General features: G+C 60.8%; 10 protein-coding genes. 6 read left to right on the top strand and 4 right to left on the bottom strand.

Annotated elements, in window-relative coordinates:
• Positions 1-256: 256 nt before the first annotated feature.
• Together NIBR502773_RS17720 and msrA are read left to right on the top strand one after the other, a co-directional pair.
• Positions 257-2950, top strand: a complete 2694-nt coding sequence (locus NIBR502773_RS17720) for a bifunctional diguanylate cyclase/phosphodiesterase (RefSeq protein ID WP_141156569.1) — start codon at positions 257-259, stop codon at positions 2948-2950.
• A gap of 72 nt (positions 2951-3022) precedes the next feature.
• The gene (gene msrA, locus NIBR502773_RS17715; RefSeq protein ID WP_115486437.1) at positions 3023-3670 is read left to right on the top strand and encodes a peptide-methionine (S)-S-oxide reductase MsrA; all 648 of its coding nucleotides are present in this window, start codon (positions 3023-3025) and stop codon (positions 3668-3670) included.
• A gap of 76 nt (positions 3671-3746) precedes the next feature.
• On the opposite strand, the gene NIBR502773_RS17710 is transcribed toward msrA, so the two are convergent.
• Positions 3747-4583, bottom strand: coding sequence for a 23S rRNA (adenine(2030)-N(6))-methyltransferase RlmJ (locus NIBR502773_RS17710; protein ID WP_141156568.1), 837 nt, complete (start codon positions 4581-4583; stop codon positions 3747-3749).
• Between the two features lie 175 nt (positions 4584-4758).
• Between NIBR502773_RS17710 and NIBR502773_RS17705 the strand changes: the two genes are divergently transcribed.
• Positions 4759-6036, top strand: coding sequence for an O-acetylhomoserine aminocarboxypropyltransferase/cysteine synthase family protein (locus NIBR502773_RS17705; protein ID WP_141156567.1), 1278 nt, complete (start codon positions 4759-4761; stop codon positions 6034-6036).
• Here NIBR502773_RS17705 and NIBR502773_RS17700 read toward each other — a convergent pair.
• Positions 6022-6747 carry a DUF4123 domain-containing protein gene (locus tag NIBR502773_RS17700; RefSeq protein ID WP_141156566.1) on the bottom strand — a complete coding sequence of 242 codons (726 nt, stop codon included), beginning with the start codon at positions 6745-6747 and terminating at the stop codon, positions 6022-6024. The two genes, NIBR502773_RS17705 and NIBR502773_RS17700, sit on opposite strands and share 15 nt — an antisense overlap.
• The gene (locus tag NIBR502773_RS17695) at positions 6722-8776 is read right to left on the bottom strand and encodes a type VI secretion system tip protein VgrG (RefSeq protein ID WP_141156565.1); all 2055 of its coding nucleotides are present in this window, start codon (positions 8774-8776) and stop codon (positions 6722-6724) included. Before NIBR502773_RS17695 ends, NIBR502773_RS17700 begins: the two co-directional genes overlap by 26 nt.
• Before the next feature lie 368 nt (positions 8777-9144).
• Here NIBR502773_RS17695 and NIBR502773_RS17690 point away from each other — a divergent pair, with 368 nt between their 5' ends.
• Both NIBR502773_RS17690 and NIBR502773_RS17685 read left to right on the top strand, forming a co-directional pair.
• On the top strand, positions 9145-10092 hold the full coding sequence (locus tag NIBR502773_RS17690; RefSeq protein ID WP_141156564.1) for a hypothetical protein: 948 nt from the start codon (positions 9145-9147) through the stop codon (positions 10090-10092).
• A complete protein-coding gene (locus NIBR502773_RS17685) occupies positions 10082-10471 on the top strand; it encodes a hypothetical protein (RefSeq protein ID WP_141156563.1) in 390 nt (129 codons plus the stop codon). Before NIBR502773_RS17690 ends, NIBR502773_RS17685 begins: the two co-directional genes overlap by 11 nt.
• A 96-nt stretch (positions 10472-10567) precedes the next feature.
• Here the strand turns inward: NIBR502773_RS17685 and putP are convergent, their stop codons facing one another.
• Positions 10568-12052, bottom strand: coding sequence for a sodium/proline symporter PutP (gene putP, locus NIBR502773_RS17680; protein WP_115486442.1), 1485 nt, complete (start codon positions 12050-12052; stop codon positions 10568-10570).
• Positions 12053-12511: 459 nt separating this feature from the next.
• Between putP and putA the strand changes: the two genes are divergently transcribed.
• Complete coding sequence (gene putA / locus NIBR502773_RS17670) at positions 12512-16465, top strand: trifunctional transcriptional regulator/proline dehydrogenase/L-glutamate gamma-semialdehyde dehydrogenase (protein WP_141156562.1); 3954 nt, start codon at positions 12512-12514, stop codon at positions 16463-16465.
• Positions 16466-16535 lie beyond the last annotated feature (70 nt).

Here is a 16535-nt window from a genome sequence, read left to right as displayed (position 1 = left end):
TCCGAGCGCCACGCTCGTACCTCAACCCCGTCAATTTGGCGGGGCTTTTTTTGCTTTTCTCTACAGACAGAACAGGGTTGTACACCTTCTGTCATCCTGACTGAAGAATTCCCCCGCCCGGCCGATAACCCCCTTATAGCACTTAGCCTTCATCCTCTCTTGTCAGCCCGCGCCGCATGATGCAACCTTGCCGCAGGCAACAGTAAAGAGGGCGTGAGCCCGGCGCCGTGCGCGTTATTTGAAGTGAGTTCCCCCCATGAAAAGCCAACCCGATGTCGCCCGTATGGCGGCCGAGGTAGTGACGCAGTTACCGGTGCCTTCGCGCCTCGGTATGCTGCGTTTCGAGCGGCTTAATGAGGCAAGCTGGGCCCTTCTGTACCTCGACCCTAACTGCGAGCGCCAATTCGGCCTATCGGCGGTCGAGCTGTGCGCGCTGCTCGGCACCCCCTTCGCCAGCCTGATGGAGCCTCAGGCGCGCTACCAACTGCACGACACCATCCAACAGCAACTGAGCGACAGCCCTCACTACCTGGTGCGCTACACCCTGCACACCAACGATGGCCCCCTGAGCCTGCTGGAAATGGGCGAAGCCTACAAACAACACAATCGCCATCTGCTGCGCGGCTACCTGATGGTGGTCGACGGCCTGTTCAACGAAGTCTCCCTGCCCGCCCCGACGGAGGACCTGGAAAGCCAGAACAGCCGCCTGCAGATCGCCCTGGAGCTCAACCAGCGCGCCCAGCAGGAACAACTGCAGCACCTGGAGCGGGTGCGCGCCCAGCAGGAGCTGATCCTGTTGCTGGCCCGCCAGCGCTACACCGCCAACAATTCGCTGCAGGAAGCCGCAGAGCTGATCACCCGCAGCGCCTGTGACATCTACCAGATCGACTGCGCCAGCATCTGGAACCTCGAAGGCCAGCGCCTGGTACCGATCTCGGCCTACCACCGCGATGACCAGCAGCACCACCTGCCCGAGCCCATCGACGCCAGTTGCTTTCCGGATTACCTGGAAGCCCTGCACACCAGCCGCGCAATCGACGCGACCAACGCGATGCGCGACCCGCGCACCCGGGAAATGGCCGAGAACCTGCGCGCCAAGGATATCCACGCCATGCTCGATGCGAGCATCCGCGTCGACGGCCAGGTGGTCGGTGTGCTGTGCCTGGAACAGGGTGGCAGCTCACGTGTCTGGCAGGCCGATGAAATTGCCTTTGCCGGCGAACTGGCCGACCAGTTCGCGCAAGTGATCAACAACCACAACCGCCGTACCGCCACCAGCGCCCTGCACCTGTTCCAACGTGCCGTGGAGCAAAGCGCCAATGCCTTTTTGCTGGTCAACTGCGACGGCGTGGTGGAGTACGTCAACCCAAGCTTTACCGCGATTACCCAATACAGCGCCGAAGAGGTCCACGGCCACCGCCTGGCCCAGCTGCCGGCCCTGGAAAACCTCAGCGAACTGCTGTTCGACGCACCGTCGAGCCTGGCCAAGAGCAACAGCTGGCAGGGCGAGTTCAAGAGCCGACGTAAAAACCTCGAGCCCTACTGGGGCCAGCTGTCGATTTCCAAGGTGTATGGCGACAACCGTGAGCTGACCCACTACATCGGCATCTACGAAGACATCACCCAGAACAAGCTGGCCCAGCAGCGCATCGAACGCCTGGCCTACACCGATAACCTGACCAACCTGGGCAACCGTCCGGCATTCATCCGCAACCTCGATGAGCGCTTTGCCCGCGACAGCGACAGCCCGATCAGCCTGTTGCTGGTGGACATCGACAACTTCAAGCGCATCAACGACAGCCTCGGCCACCAGACCGGCGACAAGCTGCTGATCAGCCTGGCCCGCCGCCTGCGCAACAGCCTGAGTGCCAGCGGCAGCCTGGCGCGTTTTGCCAGTAACGAGTTTGCGGTGCTGCTGGACGACACTGACCTGGAAACCGGCCAGCAGGTGGCCAGCCAGTTGCTGGCGACCCTCGACAAACCGATGTTCGTCGACAACCAACTGATCAGCGTCACCGGCTCCGTGGGCCTGGCCTGTGCGCCGCTGCACGGCCGCGACCCGCAGACCCTGATGCGCAACGCCGGCCTGGCGCTGCACAAAGCCAAGGCCAACGGCAAACACCAGGTACAGGTGTTCACCGAAGCCTTGAATGCCGAGGCCAGCTACAAGCTGTTCGTGGAGAACAACCTGCGTCGTGCCCTGACCCAGAACGAGCTGGACGTGTTCTACCAGCCCAAGCTGTGCCTGCGCAGCGGCCGCTTGCTGGGCATGGAAGCGCTGTTGCGCTGGAACCATCCGGAAAAGGGCATGATCCGCCCCGATCAGTTCATCAGCGTCGCCGAAGAGACCGGCTTGATCATCCCGATCGGCAAATGGATCGCGCGCCAGGCCTGCCGCATGAGCAAGCAACTGAGCGCCGCCGGCCTGGGCAATCTGCAGGTGGCGATCAACCTGTCGCCCAAGCAATTCTCCGACCCGGACCTGGTGGCCTCGATCGCCACGATCCTCAAGGAAGAACAGCTGCCGGCCAACCTGCTGGAACTGGAGCTGACCGAAGGCCTGCTGCTGGAAGCAACCGAAGACACGCGCCTGCAACTGGACCAGCTCAAGAGCTTCGGCCTGACCCTGGCCATGGACGACTTCGGCACCGGTTACTCGTCGCTGAGCTACCTGAAAAAATTCCCCATCGACATCATCAAGATCGACCGCAGCTTTATCCACGAAATCCCGGACAACCAGGACGACATGGAAATCACCTCGGCCGTGATCGCCATGGCCCACAACCTCAAGCTCAAGGTGGTGGCCGAAGGCATCGAGACCGCCGAGCAACTGGCGTTCCTGCGTCGGCACCGTTGCGACGTTGGCCAGGGCTACCTGTTCGACCGGCCGATCCCCGGTGCAGAGCTGCTCGAGAAGCTTAGACGCTATCCACGCGGGCCAATCGCCTGACAGCGCTGTAACACTCGGGCACACTGGCTGTCTGAAATTTACCGCTAACCCAACCTGACGAGAGGACTGCCCATGGTCTTGCGCTCGGAAATTCTGGTGAACAAAAACGTGCTGCCTACTCAAGAACAAGCGTTGCCCGGTCGTGAAACCCCGATGAACCTGCCGCAGACGCACTTCGTCAACGGCAACCCGCTGCTGGGCCCATTCGTCGACGACGTCGGCTTCGCGATCTTCGGCCTGGGTTGTTTCTGGGGCGCCGAGCGCAGGTTCTGGCAGCGCGATGGCGTGGTCAGCACCGTGGTCGGCTATGCCGGTGGTTTCACGCCGAACCCGACGTATGAAGAAGTCTGCTCGGGCCTGACCGGCCACAGCGAAGTGGTGCTGGTGGTGTATGACCAGGCCAAGGTGAAATACGAAGACCTGCTGAAGATGTTCTGGGAACTGCACAACCCGACCCAGGGCATGCGCCAGGGCAACGACATCGGCACCCAGTACCGCTCGGTGATCTATGCGACCACGCCTGAACAACTGGCGGCGGCGAAGGCCAGTGCCGAGGCGTATCAGGCTGAACTGACCAAAGCGGGCCTGGGTGTGATTACCACCGAGATCGACGAGGCGCCAACGGTGTACTTCGCCGAGGCGTATCACCAGCAGTACCTTGCGAAGAATCCACAGGGCTACTGTGGGATCGGCGGTACCGGGGTGACTTGCCCGATCTGAAGATCGGAGCTGCGAGTTTCAAGCTGCAAGTGGTGTTTTCTGCTCTCACTTGCAGCTTGAGGCTTGAGGCTTACAACTACTCAGCTATGAGCCAATCCATCTGCCACCCACCCTGGGTCTGGCCAAGCTTCTTGGACAGCCACGGCAGCAGCTCGCGCAACTCCTCTTCCAGGCCCCACGGCGGGTTGGCAATCGCCAGGCCCGAGCCGGTCAGGGTGTTGGGCGTGTCCAGCGGATGCACCAGCAATTCCACGCGCAGCAACTTCGGCGCACCGGTGCCGGCCAGGTCCTGGTAGAAGCGGCGCAGCATGCGCTGGTCCTTCACCGGGTACCAGATCGCCGCGACGGTCTGGCGCATACGGCTGACGGCTTCCTTGAGGGCGGCGGCGCAGCGCTGCATTTCGTCGAGCTGTTCAAACGGCGGATCAATCAGCATCAACGCGCGCTTTTCCGGCACCGGTAACAGGGCACGCGGCACATGCCAGCCTTCGCCCAAATGAACCTTGACCCGACGATCGCCCTTCATGTTGTCCTTGAGCAGCACGCCATCTTCCGGGTGCTTTTCATTGAGCAGCACGCGGTCCTGGGGGCGCGTAAGGCGGCGCGCCAGCTCCGGCGAGCCCGGGTAGTAGCGCAACTGGCCATCGGGGTTCATCTCGTGCAGCACGCGCATGTAATCGGCGGTCAACGCTGGTAGATCGTCGGCGCCCCACAAACGCGCGATACCTTCCAGGTACTCACCCGTGCGATTGGCCTGATCACCTTGCAGGTCGTACAGACCAATCCCGGCATGGGTGTCGAGGTAGGCGAACGGCTGCTCCTTGCGCGACATCAGGGCGATGAGGCGGGTCAAGGTCAGGTGTTTGAAGACATCGGCGTGGTTGCCGGCGTGAAAGGCGTGACGATAATTCATGGTTGCTCCTGCGCAGGGGGCGAAGTTTACCTTCTACGGGCGCAAAGGTGCAGGGCCGCATGCCGGGCGGTGCTTATGCCGCAAACACAGGCAGCCCGTTGAAAAAAATCTAAATGTCGACGGCGAGGCGGATTTATTGTGGCCATCCACCACTCCAGGGAGGTCAATAACAATCATGAAAGACGCCACCATCGCACTGCACCACGGTTTCAAGTCGGACCCAACCACCAAGGCGGTCGCCGTGCCGATCTACCAGAACGTCGCCTTCGAATTCGATAACGCCCAACACGGCGCCGATCTGTTCAACCTGGACGTACCCGGCAATATCTACACGCGCATCATGAACCCCACCAACGATGTGCTAGAGCAGCGCATCGCCGCCCTTGAAGGCGGTATCGCAGCGCTGGCCGTCTCGGCCGGCAGCGCGGCGATCCACTATGCCATCCAGACCTTGACCCGTGCGGGTGACAATATCGTCACCACACCGCAACTCTACGGTGGCACCTACACGCTGTTCGCTCACCTGCTGCCGAGCTTTGGCGTGGAGGTGCGCTTCGCCCGGGACGACAGCGCCGCCGCCATCGCCGAACTGATCGACGACAACACCAAGCTGGTGTACTGCGAAAGCATCGGCAACCCGGCGGGCAATATCATCGACATCGAAGCCCTGGCCGACGTCGCCCATGCCCGCGGCGTGCCGCTGGTGGTGGACAACACCGTGGCCACGCCGATCCTGTGCAAGCCGATCCAGTTCGGTGCCGACATCGTGGTGCACTCGGTGACCAAATACGTCGGCGGCCATGGCAACTCCCTGGGCGGTGTAATTGTCGACAGCGGCACGTTCCCGTGGACGAAATACGCGGATAAATTCCCCGGCCTCAACCAGCCCGAGCCGGCCTATCACGGCGTGGTCTATACCGAAAAATTCGGCCCCGCCGCCTTCATCGCCCGTGCCCGCACCGTACCGCTGCGCAACACCGGTGCAGCGTTGGCGCCGATGAATGCCTTCCTGTTGCTGCAAGGCCTGGAAACACTGGCGTTGCGCATGGAGCGCCACACCGAAAACGCCCTGAAAATCGCGCAATTCCTGCAAGGCCATGCCCAGGTGGAATGGGTCAGCTACGCCGGCCTGCCGGACCACCCGCACCACGCATTGGCGCAGAAATACATGCAGGGCAAACCGTCGGCGATCCTGTCCTTCGGTTTGAAAGGCGGCTTTGATGCCGGTGTGCGCTTCTACGACGCCCTGCAAATCTTCAAGCGCCTGGTCAACATCGGCGACGCCAAGTCCCTGGCCTGCCACCCGGCTTCCACCACTCACCGACAGATGAACGAACAGGAACAGGCCAAGGCCGGCGTAAAGCCGGAAATGATTCGCCTGTCGGTGGGTATCGAAGCGGTCGAAGACCTGATCGACGACCTGCAACAGGCGCTGACCTCAACTCAGCTCTGAGTCCAGGTAGCCCGCCAGCGCTTCAGCGCTGATGTCCGTACTGCGCGCGAAGTAGGCGACCTTGTGCTGCAAGGTCGCCGGCGTAAAAGCGGCATACAGGTCGGGGCGCTGCTCTTCCAGCCACTGCAGCAGGTTGTCGATCAGGGTCTGCGGCGACTGCGCGGCCAAGTGCGCCAATAACGCATCAGGCACGCGCCACCAAGGGCTGGCCTTGGCCGCAGTGACCGATGGCGTCGCCACGCTCAACGGCTGGCCATTGATCAGATAGCGCTGGAACACGGGCAGTACTGCGCCGATTTCATCGCCCAGTTTCTGCACAATCGGCAGAAACTGGGCGCCATCCCAGAAGCGCAGGAACACGCTCCGCTTATCGGGAAGCACTATCTTGGTCAGGCCTTGCAGGTGAGCAACGACGACTTCCAACGGGCTGGACGATACCGCCAGCCAACCCCAGTCCGAAGCGTCAGTGGTAGCGATCCAATCGAGGAAGGCATTGTCGGGTTCGACAACCCCTGCGTAGGGCATCACCTCATCCCACCCGGCATAGGCCGTGCCTGCCCAGAGCGCTTGAGGCAACATCCCGCCGGCCGAGACTTGCCACGCAGCCAGCGGCTTCGCGTCGCTGGCACTGCTCAGTACCACGTAAAGCCGCTCATTGGGGAGTAGAGGGAATTGTGCCAGCCAGTCATCGGGGCTCAAGGGTTGGGACATCAGGGTAAATTCCTTTTAAGGTTGAATGGAATGGGAGGGCACACTGCCCGTCACTGCAGCGTTGGCACTCTTCACAAAACGGCGCGCTCCGTTTCAGGCTGGCGACCTGTATCCGGCTCAGCGGTGCGGGTATAACCGCCAGCAACGCCGCTTTCACCCCAGGCATCAATGGCGACGCCGCCGGAGCAGGCGCGCCTCCCAGTTGAATGGGCGTGCTGCTGAAAATCCCCTCTGCCGACAGCGTGATCGACTGCCCACCGGCCTGGATTGTCACGCTCGCGCCCGCATCAATGACAACACTCTGCCCGGCGCCCATCCGGATGGTCCGTCCGGCCCGCATCTGCTGCGAACCGCCGACCACCAGATGGTCGTCCTGCTTGAGTTCCGTCAAACGGTTGCCATGGGTGATGCGCTGCTCTTCGCCTTGCACTTCATGGTGCGACTCACCGCCCACCCTGATGCGGCGCTGATGGTCGATCTGCACCTGCTGGTCATGCAGCACATGCTGGGTCCAATCCCGCTGGGCACGCAGGTAGATCTCCTCGGCGCCCTTGCGGTCTTCGATGCGCAGTTCGTTGTAGCCACCACCACCGGGGCTGCTCTGGCTACGGAAAATGCTGCGGGTCTTGTCTGCCGGCAGGTCGAGGGGGACCGGTGTCGCCGCGTTCGGCAGGCAGCCCATTACCAGCGGCATGTCCATATCGCCATTGGCGAACCCCACCAGTACTTCCATGCCCACTCGCGGGATAAGTACCGAGCCATAGCGGTCATGGGCCCAACCGCTGGCCACCCGCAGCCAACAGCTGGAATGATCGTCATGCGCCCCAGCGCGATCCCAGGCCAACTGCACCTTGACCCGGCCGTATTCGTCGCAGTGGATTTCACTGTCGACGGGGCCGGTCACCACCGCGCTTTGATAACCCGACAACGCCGGCCGCGCCTGCTCAGGCAAGGGTGGGCGGAAGATCACGTCCCACGGAGTCGCCACACATTCATTGCGATACCCCTGAAGAAAATCTCTACCGCCAACCTCGGTGACAGCCTCCTCCAGAACCTGGGGCTGTCTGCCTTCGTGGGTCACTTGCGTCACCAGCCACACGTCATTCCATTCGTCCCGCGGATGCTCGGTCAACTTGAAGAACCGGCCGCTGCTCAATGCAGGGTCATCGCCGCTGGCACGGGCTATTCGATAGTCGCTACGGTGCCGCTCCAGGCCACGTTGCGCGAGGTATTTGCCGTGGGAGCGATCGGAAAAGTGACCGGGGTAGGCCTGCGCGTCAAACCGTGGAAGCTGTTCGCCGACCACGCCACTCTCCAGCACCAGGCTCGGCTTGAGAAAGTCGTAGTCACGCAGGTTGACCGCAGTGGTGCGGGTTTCCAACCGCAGCGCAAAGCGCTTGATGGCCGGCGTATCCGCCACCATCCCGGAGCCCGGCATGTAGGGCGTAGGCTGATCTGGCGAGGCGAAAACGGTCTGGTCATCGCCAAACACCAGCAGGTGCCCTTCGTGCGAATGCTGGAAGTGATAGTGAATCCCCTGCTCGGCACACAGGCGCTGAATGAAGGCCAGGTCGCTCTCGCCAAACTGCACGCAATACTCGCGTTCGGGATAGGCACCACTGAGGTGAAATTCGAATTGGTCCGCATGGAGCCGCTGCTCCGCCAGCACCTGCGCAATGATCTGCGGCACCGTCTTGTGCTGGAAGATCCGCTGGTGACTGCTGTGCGCGAGATAGGCCAACTGCGGCACAAGGCTGATCTGGTAACGCGTCAGCCGCCGCCCGGAATCGCCCTGCGCCACCCGATAAACCAGGCCGTGGACACCACGGCCGTGAGCGTCGAAGCCCAGGTATGCCGGGCGATGCAGCAGGCTTTCCAGGTCCAGGTCGGGCTGTTCGCTGACCAGTTCAAGATCAAAACGATACGGCTGGCTGATGGCTTCGCGGCCCTGGAACTCAAACACCTTGAGTTCACTTGGCACACCGTCGAGGGTCAGGGTAAAGGCACTTTGATTGGCAGGAGCGAACATCCGGTGTTTCTCTGCGAGGGGTGGGCGGGAGATTCTGTACCAGTCACTTATCGAACCGACCGCAGCGCGAACAAATCAGTAAATCCTTACGCGCCGGGTTTCCAATTCCTAGCTTCACTCTTTCATGGCTTTTCGGCAGGTAATTGCACACCGAGCCTCAGTAAAAACACACGCGTCTGACAGAACTCAGAAGCAGCTCTGTAGCCCTTTTCCTAAAGACAAAAAACCACCCGAAATTCATCCGCCATAACCAAGACACCCTCCAGGTGGCTATTTAAATTGTGCAGCCATGTTCATTCACAAAAGAATGTTTTCATGGCATGCAATCACCTCGCTTCAAGCCAATCTGCATCACGGGGAAGTGTGTAATGCCTCCCCCCTATGCATTCATCAATGACCATCGACAAACCTCAGTGGAGCTCAAGGCAAAACTACGATTGAGCAAACACGCCGAAGCGAAGTTTGATGCCCTCAATACTCATATTCGCAATGTTGTTGTACTGCCAGGGCAGTTAGTCATCATCGGGGACGAAAGCACTGCGAGCTGTACCTTGGAAGAGTCACGCTTGATGCGCGCCGCCTGGGACATTCGTCATAGCGTAATGGCCGAAGGCGCAGATGCCTTCGCTCTGCACAACTACGACCTGCTACAAAAACTGCTGGGTTACGCATCACTAGGGATAGGTACTGCAGGCGATGCTTGGAGCCGACACTTACAGGCAATAGTGAACACGCTCGATGAAATTGATGCACTGCACAAACAATCATTGCGTCGTGGAGGAGGTGCTGCAAGAGATGATTTCCTGGCTCGACGCCAAGTTCTATTTGCCAAGCTGGAAGCACAGATGCGCAGCTTTGCGCGTTATGGAACAGGCCTGAGGAATGAAGGCTCGATCAAGAAAATGCTGGGAATTTCGACTAAGAGCTACTTGCATAGTGGGGAGATAAATCAGTACAGCAAAACTATTGCGCGGGTCTCCAAGACAGCAAAATTGCTTAAAAACGGTACACCGCTGGGAATAGCACTGAGTACGACAGCGACGGCGCTGGAGATCAAGGAGGCGTGCTCTACTGGGAGAGATCAGCAATGCAGAAAAGCGAAGTATGTGGAGGCAGGTAAATTAACGTTCGGGGTCGCAGGGGGAATCATCGGAGGCCAGATGGGAATGGGTTTGTGTATAGCCGTAATGGCCCCGACAACCGGGCCGTTTGCCTTGGGCTGCCTTCTGATAGCAGGGGGAGCAATGGGCTTTGCTTTAGGTAACTTGGGAAGCGAGGTCGGCGCAGCCGCCGGAGAAGTCCTGTATGAGTATTGAGTACGTCCTCAGCCTCCCCGCAAAAGATCAAGTAGCGCTGGTCTCGGCGGGCTCAATGCTTACAGCGGTCATTCTCGATATTTTCCTGGCCTATCGAAAATTGGAAAGGATGGAAGATTTGTTGGACCAGTGCAGCCTGGTAAACAACTACAGGCGTATTTTTGGTGACAACCTAACAGGAAGATTAGGCAGACTATGTGCCGTCTATATAGCAATCGCGCTGCCGAAGTGGAACGCAAAACGTGGCGTTATTAACGCAAAACAGGTCAAGGAGTTTCCGCGCAATCTGAAACTCGCACTTCACGGAATGGCCCTCACAGGTCTAGTTGGAGCTGTCGGTGCGATGATCTTTCATTTCGGCAATCAGCTGAGCCTGTGATCCGCGCTGTTTGACCTCAAAACTTTAAAAAAAACGGCCCCCGTCCAAAGGACGCGAGCCGTTTTTTATCTCGACAGGCGCTCAGCGCCCGGCGAATCACTTGTTGAGGTTGTAGTCTTTTTCCGCCGCATCAAAGCGCTCGACCATACCCGCTGTCGGTGCGCCCAGCTTGCTCACGACGTAGATCGCCAGGCTGGCGAAGATGAAGCCTGGGATGATTTCGTACAGGCCCAGCAGTTCGAAGTGCTTCCACACGATCACGGTGACCGCGCCGACCAGGATCCCGGCCAGTGCGCCGTTACGGGTCATGTTCTTCCAGATCACCGAGATCAGCACCACAGGGCCGAATGCAGCGCCGAAACCGGCCCAGGCGTAGCTCACCAGGCCCAGCACACGGTTGTTCGGGTTGGCGGCCATGGCGATGGCAATCAAGGCCACCAGCAGTACCATCAGGCGGCCGACCCAGACCAGTTCAAGCTGGGAAGCGCTTTTGCGCAGGAAGGTCTTGTAGAAGTCTTCGGTCAGGGCGCTGGAGCACACCAGCAACTGGCAGCTCAGGGTGCTCATGACCGCAGCCAGGATGGCCGATAGCAGTACGCCCGCGATCCATGGGTTGAACAGCAACTTGGCCAGTTCGATGAACACGCGCTCGTGGTTCTCGTTGACCGGGCCCGCCACTTCCGGGTGCGCCGAGAAGTAGGCGATGCCGAAGAAGCCCACGGCTACGGTGCCGCCCAGGCACAGGATCATCCAGGTCATGGAGATGCGACGCGCGTTGGCGATCGACTTCACCGAATCCGCCGCCATGAAGCGCGCGAGGATGTGTGGCTGGCCGAAGTAACCCAGGCCCCAGCCCATCAGCGAGATGATGCCGATGAAGGTGGTGTTTTTCAGCATGTTGAAGTTGTCGGGGTTCTTGGCTTCGATAGCCAGGAACGTGGTGTCGACACCACCGGTGGCCAGCAGCACGATGATCGGCGTAAGGATCAGCGCGAAAATCATCAGCGTGGCTTGTACGGTGTCGGTCCAGCTGACAGCCAGGAAACCACCCACGAAGGTGTAGGCAATCGTCGCCGCAGCGCCGGCCCACAGCGCGGTCTCGTAGGACATGCCGAAGGTGCTTTCGAACAGGCGGGCACCGGCCACGATGCCGGACGCGCAGTAGATGGTGAAGAACACCAGAATCACGACCGCAGAGATGATCCGCAGCAGGCCGCTTTTATCTTCGAAACGGCTGGAGAAGTAGTCCGGCAGGGTCAGAGCGTCGCCGTTGTGCTCGGTCTGTACCCGCAGGCGACCGGCCACGAACAGCCAGTTGAGGTAGGCACCGACGATCAGGCCGATGGCGATCCAGCTTTCCGACAGGCCGGACATGTAGATCGCGCCCGGCAGGCCCATCAACAACCAGCCGCTCATGTCGGAAGCACCGGCTGACAAGGCAGTCACCACGCTCCCGAGGCTGCGACCGCCGAGGATGTAATCGGAAAGGTTGTTCGTGGAGCGATAGGCCATGAAGCCGATCAGCACCATTGCTGCGATGTAGATCACGAACGTGATCAGGGTTGGATTACTAACGCTCATAGGAGTGACGCCCTGGCTTTGTTTTTATGTAGCGGCGGTCTGTCAGACGGCCACCTACTGGAAGTAGGTAAACGTAACTGCGTGCCGCGCATTTATGACTGACGTTTCCCCAGGAAAGCCGCCAGCCGATGAACCAAACCCTAAAGCCGGTTGCACCTTGGGCGCGAATGCTATTCAACAAAGCAAATAAGGTGCAACCAGTTTCTTGGGAATAAGTTGCACCCAAGTGTAAAACACGCAAAACGCCCCTTTTTTGCTCCTTTTCGGAGCAAGAACAGCCGATCTCAGAAGCAAATGCACCAAGCCGAAGCGGATTCCGTCGGCGGCCATTTTTTTCCGATCAAGCGACGAAAAATTCATCAACAAAATGGGTTGCACCCGGTTGCACCTCTCCCTGAGCAAAGCTAATCTTGCCGCCAGCTGATGCCACTCGGTAGTGGCACCCATGAGGATAAGAAAATGGCTACGACCACCCTTGGGGTCAAACTCGACGACCCGACCCGCGAACGCCTCAAGGCGGCCGCGACCTCCATTGATCGCACGCCGCACTGGCTGATCAAGCAGGCGATTTTCAATTACCTGGAGAAACTCGAGGGTGGTGCAACCCTGACCGAGCTCAACGGTTTGAGCAGCAAGGACGCTGACGACGCAGGCGAAGTCCAGAGCGACCACGCCCACCAGTGCTTCCTTGAGTTCGCCGAGAGCATCCTGCCGCAATCCGTACTGCGCGCTTCGATCACCGCCGCTTACCGTCGCCCCGAGCCGGAAGTGGTGCCGATGCTGATCGAACAGGCCCGCCTGCCGGTGCAAATGGCCGAAGCCACCAACAAGCTCGCCGCGTCGATTGCGGAAAAACTGCGCAATCAGAAGAGTGCCGGCGGCCGTGCCGGGATTGTTCAGGGCCTGCTGCAGGAATTCTCGCTGTCGTCCCAGGAAGGCGTAGCCCTGATGTGCCTGGCCGAAGCGCTGCTGCGGATCCCGGACAAAGGCACCCGCGATGCGCTGATCCGCGACAAGATCAGCACCGGCAACTGGCATCCGCACCTGGGCAACAGCCCGTCTCTGTTCGTCAACGCCGCCACCTGGGGCCTGCTGCTGACCGGCAAACTGGTCGCTACCCATAACGAAGCCGGTCTCACCTCATCCCTGAGCCGCATCATCGGCAAAAGCGGCGAGCCGATGATCCGCAAGGGCGTCGACATGGCCATGCGCCTGATGGGCGAGCAGTTCGTGACCGGCGAAACCATCGCCGAAGCCCTGGCCAACGCGAGCAAATTCGAAGCCAAGGGTTTCCGCTACTCCTACGACATGCTCGGTGAAGCCGCCCTCACCGAACACGACGCGCAGAAATACCTGGCCTCGTACGAGCAAGCCATTCACTCCATCGGCAAAGCCTCCCACGGCCGTGGGATTTATGAAGGCCCGGGCATCTCCATCAAGCTGTCGGCCCTGCACCCGCGTTACAGCCGTGCACAGTACGAGCGCGTGATGGATGAGCTGTACCCGCGCCTGCTGTCCCTGACCCTGCTGGCCAAGCAATACGACATCGGCCTGAACATCGACGCCGAAGAAGCCGACCGCCTGGAGCTGTCGCTGGATCTGCTCGAGCGTCTGTGCTTCGAACCGCAGTTGACCGGCTGGAACGGCATTGGCTTCGTGATCCAGGCCTACCAGAAGCGTTGCCCGTATGTGATCGACTACGTCATCGATCTGGCACGCCGCAGCCGCCATCGCCTGATGATCCGCCTGGTAAAAGGCGCGTACTGGGACAGCGAGATCAAGCGCGCCCAGGTCGAAGGCCTGGAAGGCTACCCGGTGTATACCCGCAAGGTGTACACCGACGTTTCCTACATTGCCTGTGCACGCAAGCTGCTGTCGGTACCGGAAGTCATCTACCCGCAGTTCGCTACGCACAACGCCCATACCTTGTCGGCGATTTACCATATCGCCGGTCAGAACTATTACCCCGGCCAGTACGAGTTCCAATGCCTGCACGGCATGGGTGAACCGCTGTACGAGCAGGTAGTAGGCAAGGTTTCCGAAGGCAAGCTGAACCGTCCGTGCCGCGTATACGCACCGGTCGGCACTCACGAAACACTGCTGGCCTACCTGGTGCGTCGCCTGCTGGAAAACGGCGCCAACACCTCGTTCGTCAACCGCATCGCCGACCAGTCCATCTCGATCCAGGAGCTGGTGGCCGATCCAGTGGCCAGCATCGAGCAGATGGCGACGCTGGAAGGCGGCTTCGGCCTGCCGCACCCGCGTATCCCGCTGCCCCGTGACCTGTACGGCGGCGACCGTGCCAACTCGGCCGGTATCGACCTGGCCAACGAACACCGCCTGGCATCGCTGTCCTGCGCCCTGCTCGCCACCGCGCACAACAACTGGAAGGCCGCGCCGATGCTCGGTTGCGCCGCCAGCGAACAAGCGGCGACCCCCGTACTGAATCCGTCCGACCTGCGTGACGTGGTCGGTCACGTGCAAGAAGCCACTGTCGAAGACGTCGACAACGCGATCCAGTGCGCCATCAGCGCCGGCCCGATCTGGCAGGCCACCCCGCCCGCCGAACGCGCCGCGATCCTGGAACGTGCCGCCGACCTGATGGAAGGCGAGATCCAGCCGCTGATGGGCCTGCTGGCCCGCGAAGCCGGCAAGACCTTCGCCAACGCCATCGCCGAAGTGCGTGAGGCCGTGGACTTCCTGCGCTACTACGCGGTGCAGGCACGCAACGACTTCACCAATGACGCCCACCGCCCACTGGGCCCGGTGGTGTGCATCAGCCCGTGGAACTTCCCGCTGGCGATTTTCAGTGGGCAAGTGGCTGCCGCACTGGCCGCCGGTAACCCGGTACTGGCCAAGCCAGCCGAACAAACCCCGCTGGTGGCTGCACAAGCCGTGCGCATCCTGCTCGAAGCCGGTATTCCCCAAGGCGTGCTGCAATTGCTGCCGGGCCAGGGTGAAAGCGTCGGTGCGCGCCTGGTGGGTGATGATCGCGTCAAGGGCGTGATGTTCACCGGCTCCACAGAAGTCGCGCGCCTGCTGCAACGCAATGTCGCCGGACGCCTGGATGCCCAGGGCCGTCCGATCCCGCTGATCGCCGAAACCGGCGGCCAGAACGCAATTATCGTCGACTCCTCGGCACTCACCGAACAGGTGGTCATCGACGTGGTGTCCTCGGCCTTCGACAGCGCCGGTCAACGTTGCTCGGCCCTGCGCGTGTTGTGCCTGCAGGAAGATTCGGCAGACCGCGTGATCGAAATGCTCAAGGGCGCCATGGCTGAATGCCGCCTGGGCAACCCGGAGCGCCTGTCGGTGGACATCGGCCCGGTAATCGACGCCGAAGCCAAGGCCGGCATCGAGAAACACATCCAGGCCATGCGCGACAAAGGCCGCAATGTGTACCAGGTGGCGATTGCCGACGGTGAAGAAATCAAGCGCGGCACCTTCGTGATGCCCACCCTGATCGAGCTGGAAAGCTTCGACGAACTGCAACGGGAGATCTTCGGCCCGGTGCTGCACGTGGTGCGCTACAAGCGCAAGGAGATCGACCAGCTTATCGGCCAGATCAACGCTTCCGGCTATGGCCTGACCCTGGGCGTACACACCCGTATCGACGAGACCATCGCCAAGGTGATCGACAACGTCAATGCCGGTAACGTCTACGTCAACCGCAACATTGTCGGTGCCGTGGTCGGCGTGCAGCCGTTCGGCGGCGAAGGCCTGTCGGGCACAGGCCCGAAAGCCGGTGGTCCGCTGTACCTGTACCGCTTGCTGTCGACCCGTCCTACCGATGCGATCGAGCAATCCTTTGTACGTGGCGACAAGCTGGCGGCACCGGATGTACGCCTGCGCGACGCCATGAGCCAACCGCTGACCGCCCTGAAAACCTGGGCCGACAGCAATAAGTTCAGCGAACTGAGTGCGCTGTGCAGCCAGTTCGCCGCGCAATCCCAAAGCGGTATCACCCGTCAGTTGGCCGGCCCGACCGGCGAGCGCAACAGCTACGCCATCCTGCCCCGCGAGCACGTACTGTGCCTGGCGGACGTGGAAGGCGATCTGTTGACTCAACTGGCGGCGGTATTGGCCGTCGGCGGTTCGGCGGTATGGCCGGAAACCGACCTGACCAAGGCCGTGTTCCCACGCCTGCCGAAGGAGATTCAGGCGAAAATCAAGCGCGTGGCCGACTGGACCAAGGACGAGGTGGTGTTTGACGCCGTCCTGCACCACGGCGATTCCGACCAACTGCGTGGGGTGTGCCAGCAAGTGGCGCAGCGTGGCGGGGCGATTGTCGGGGTGCATGGTTTGTCCCAAGGCGAGACCACAATTGCCTTGGAGCGCCTGGTGATCGAGCGTGCGTTGAGCGTTAACACCGCAGCGGCAGGCGGTAATGCCAGCCTGATGACCATCGGCTAACTGAATGTGGGAGGGGGCTTGCCCCCTCCCACATTTGATCGCATTTCAATTCCCCTCCCCGCGTTCTGCC

This window comes from Pseudomonas sp. NIBRBAC000502773, from assembly GCF_006517195.1.
GTDB lineage: Bacteria > Pseudomonadota > Gammaproteobacteria > Pseudomonadales > Pseudomonadaceae > Aquipseudomonas > Aquipseudomonas marginalis.
The sequence above is the reverse complement of the archived record's forward strand: the minus strand, read 5'-3'. Positions and strand labels throughout refer to the sequence as shown.

Bases quoted from the DNA above. Each gene is read 5' to 3' on its own strand.
- NIBR502773_RS17720 (WP_141156569.1), top strand. From the start codon at position 257: ATGAAAAGCCAACCCGATGTCGCCCGTATGGCGGCCGAGGTAGTGACG.
- msrA (WP_115486437.1), top strand. From the start codon at position 3,023: ATGGTCTTGCGCTCGGAAATTCTGGTGAACAAAAACGTGCTGCCTACT.
- NIBR502773_RS17710 (WP_141156568.1), bottom strand. From the start codon at position 4,583: ATGAATTATCGTCACGCCTTTCACGCCGGCAACCACGCCGATGTCTTC.
- NIBR502773_RS17705 (WP_141156567.1), top strand. From the start codon at position 4,759: ATGAAAGACGCCACCATCGCACTGCACCACGGTTTCAAGTCGGACCCA.
- NIBR502773_RS17700 (WP_141156566.1), bottom strand. From the start codon at position 6,747: ATGTCCCAACCCTTGAGCCCCGATGACTGGCTGGCACAATTCCCTCTA.
- NIBR502773_RS17695 (WP_141156565.1), bottom strand. From the start codon at position 8,776: ATGTTCGCTCCTGCCAATCAAAGTGCCTTTACCCTGACCCTCGACGGT.
- NIBR502773_RS17690 (WP_141156564.1), top strand. From the start codon at position 9,145: ATGCCTCCCCCCTATGCATTCATCAATGACCATCGACAAACCTCAGTG.
- NIBR502773_RS17685 (WP_141156563.1), top strand. From the start codon at position 10,082: ATGAGTATTGAGTACGTCCTCAGCCTCCCCGCAAAAGATCAAGTAGCG.
- putP (WP_115486442.1), bottom strand. From the start codon at position 12,052: ATGAGCGTTAGTAATCCAACCCTGATCACGTTCGTGATCTACATCGCA.
- putA (WP_141156562.1), top strand. From the start codon at position 12,512: ATGGCTACGACCACCCTTGGGGTCAAACTCGACGACCCGACCCGCGAA.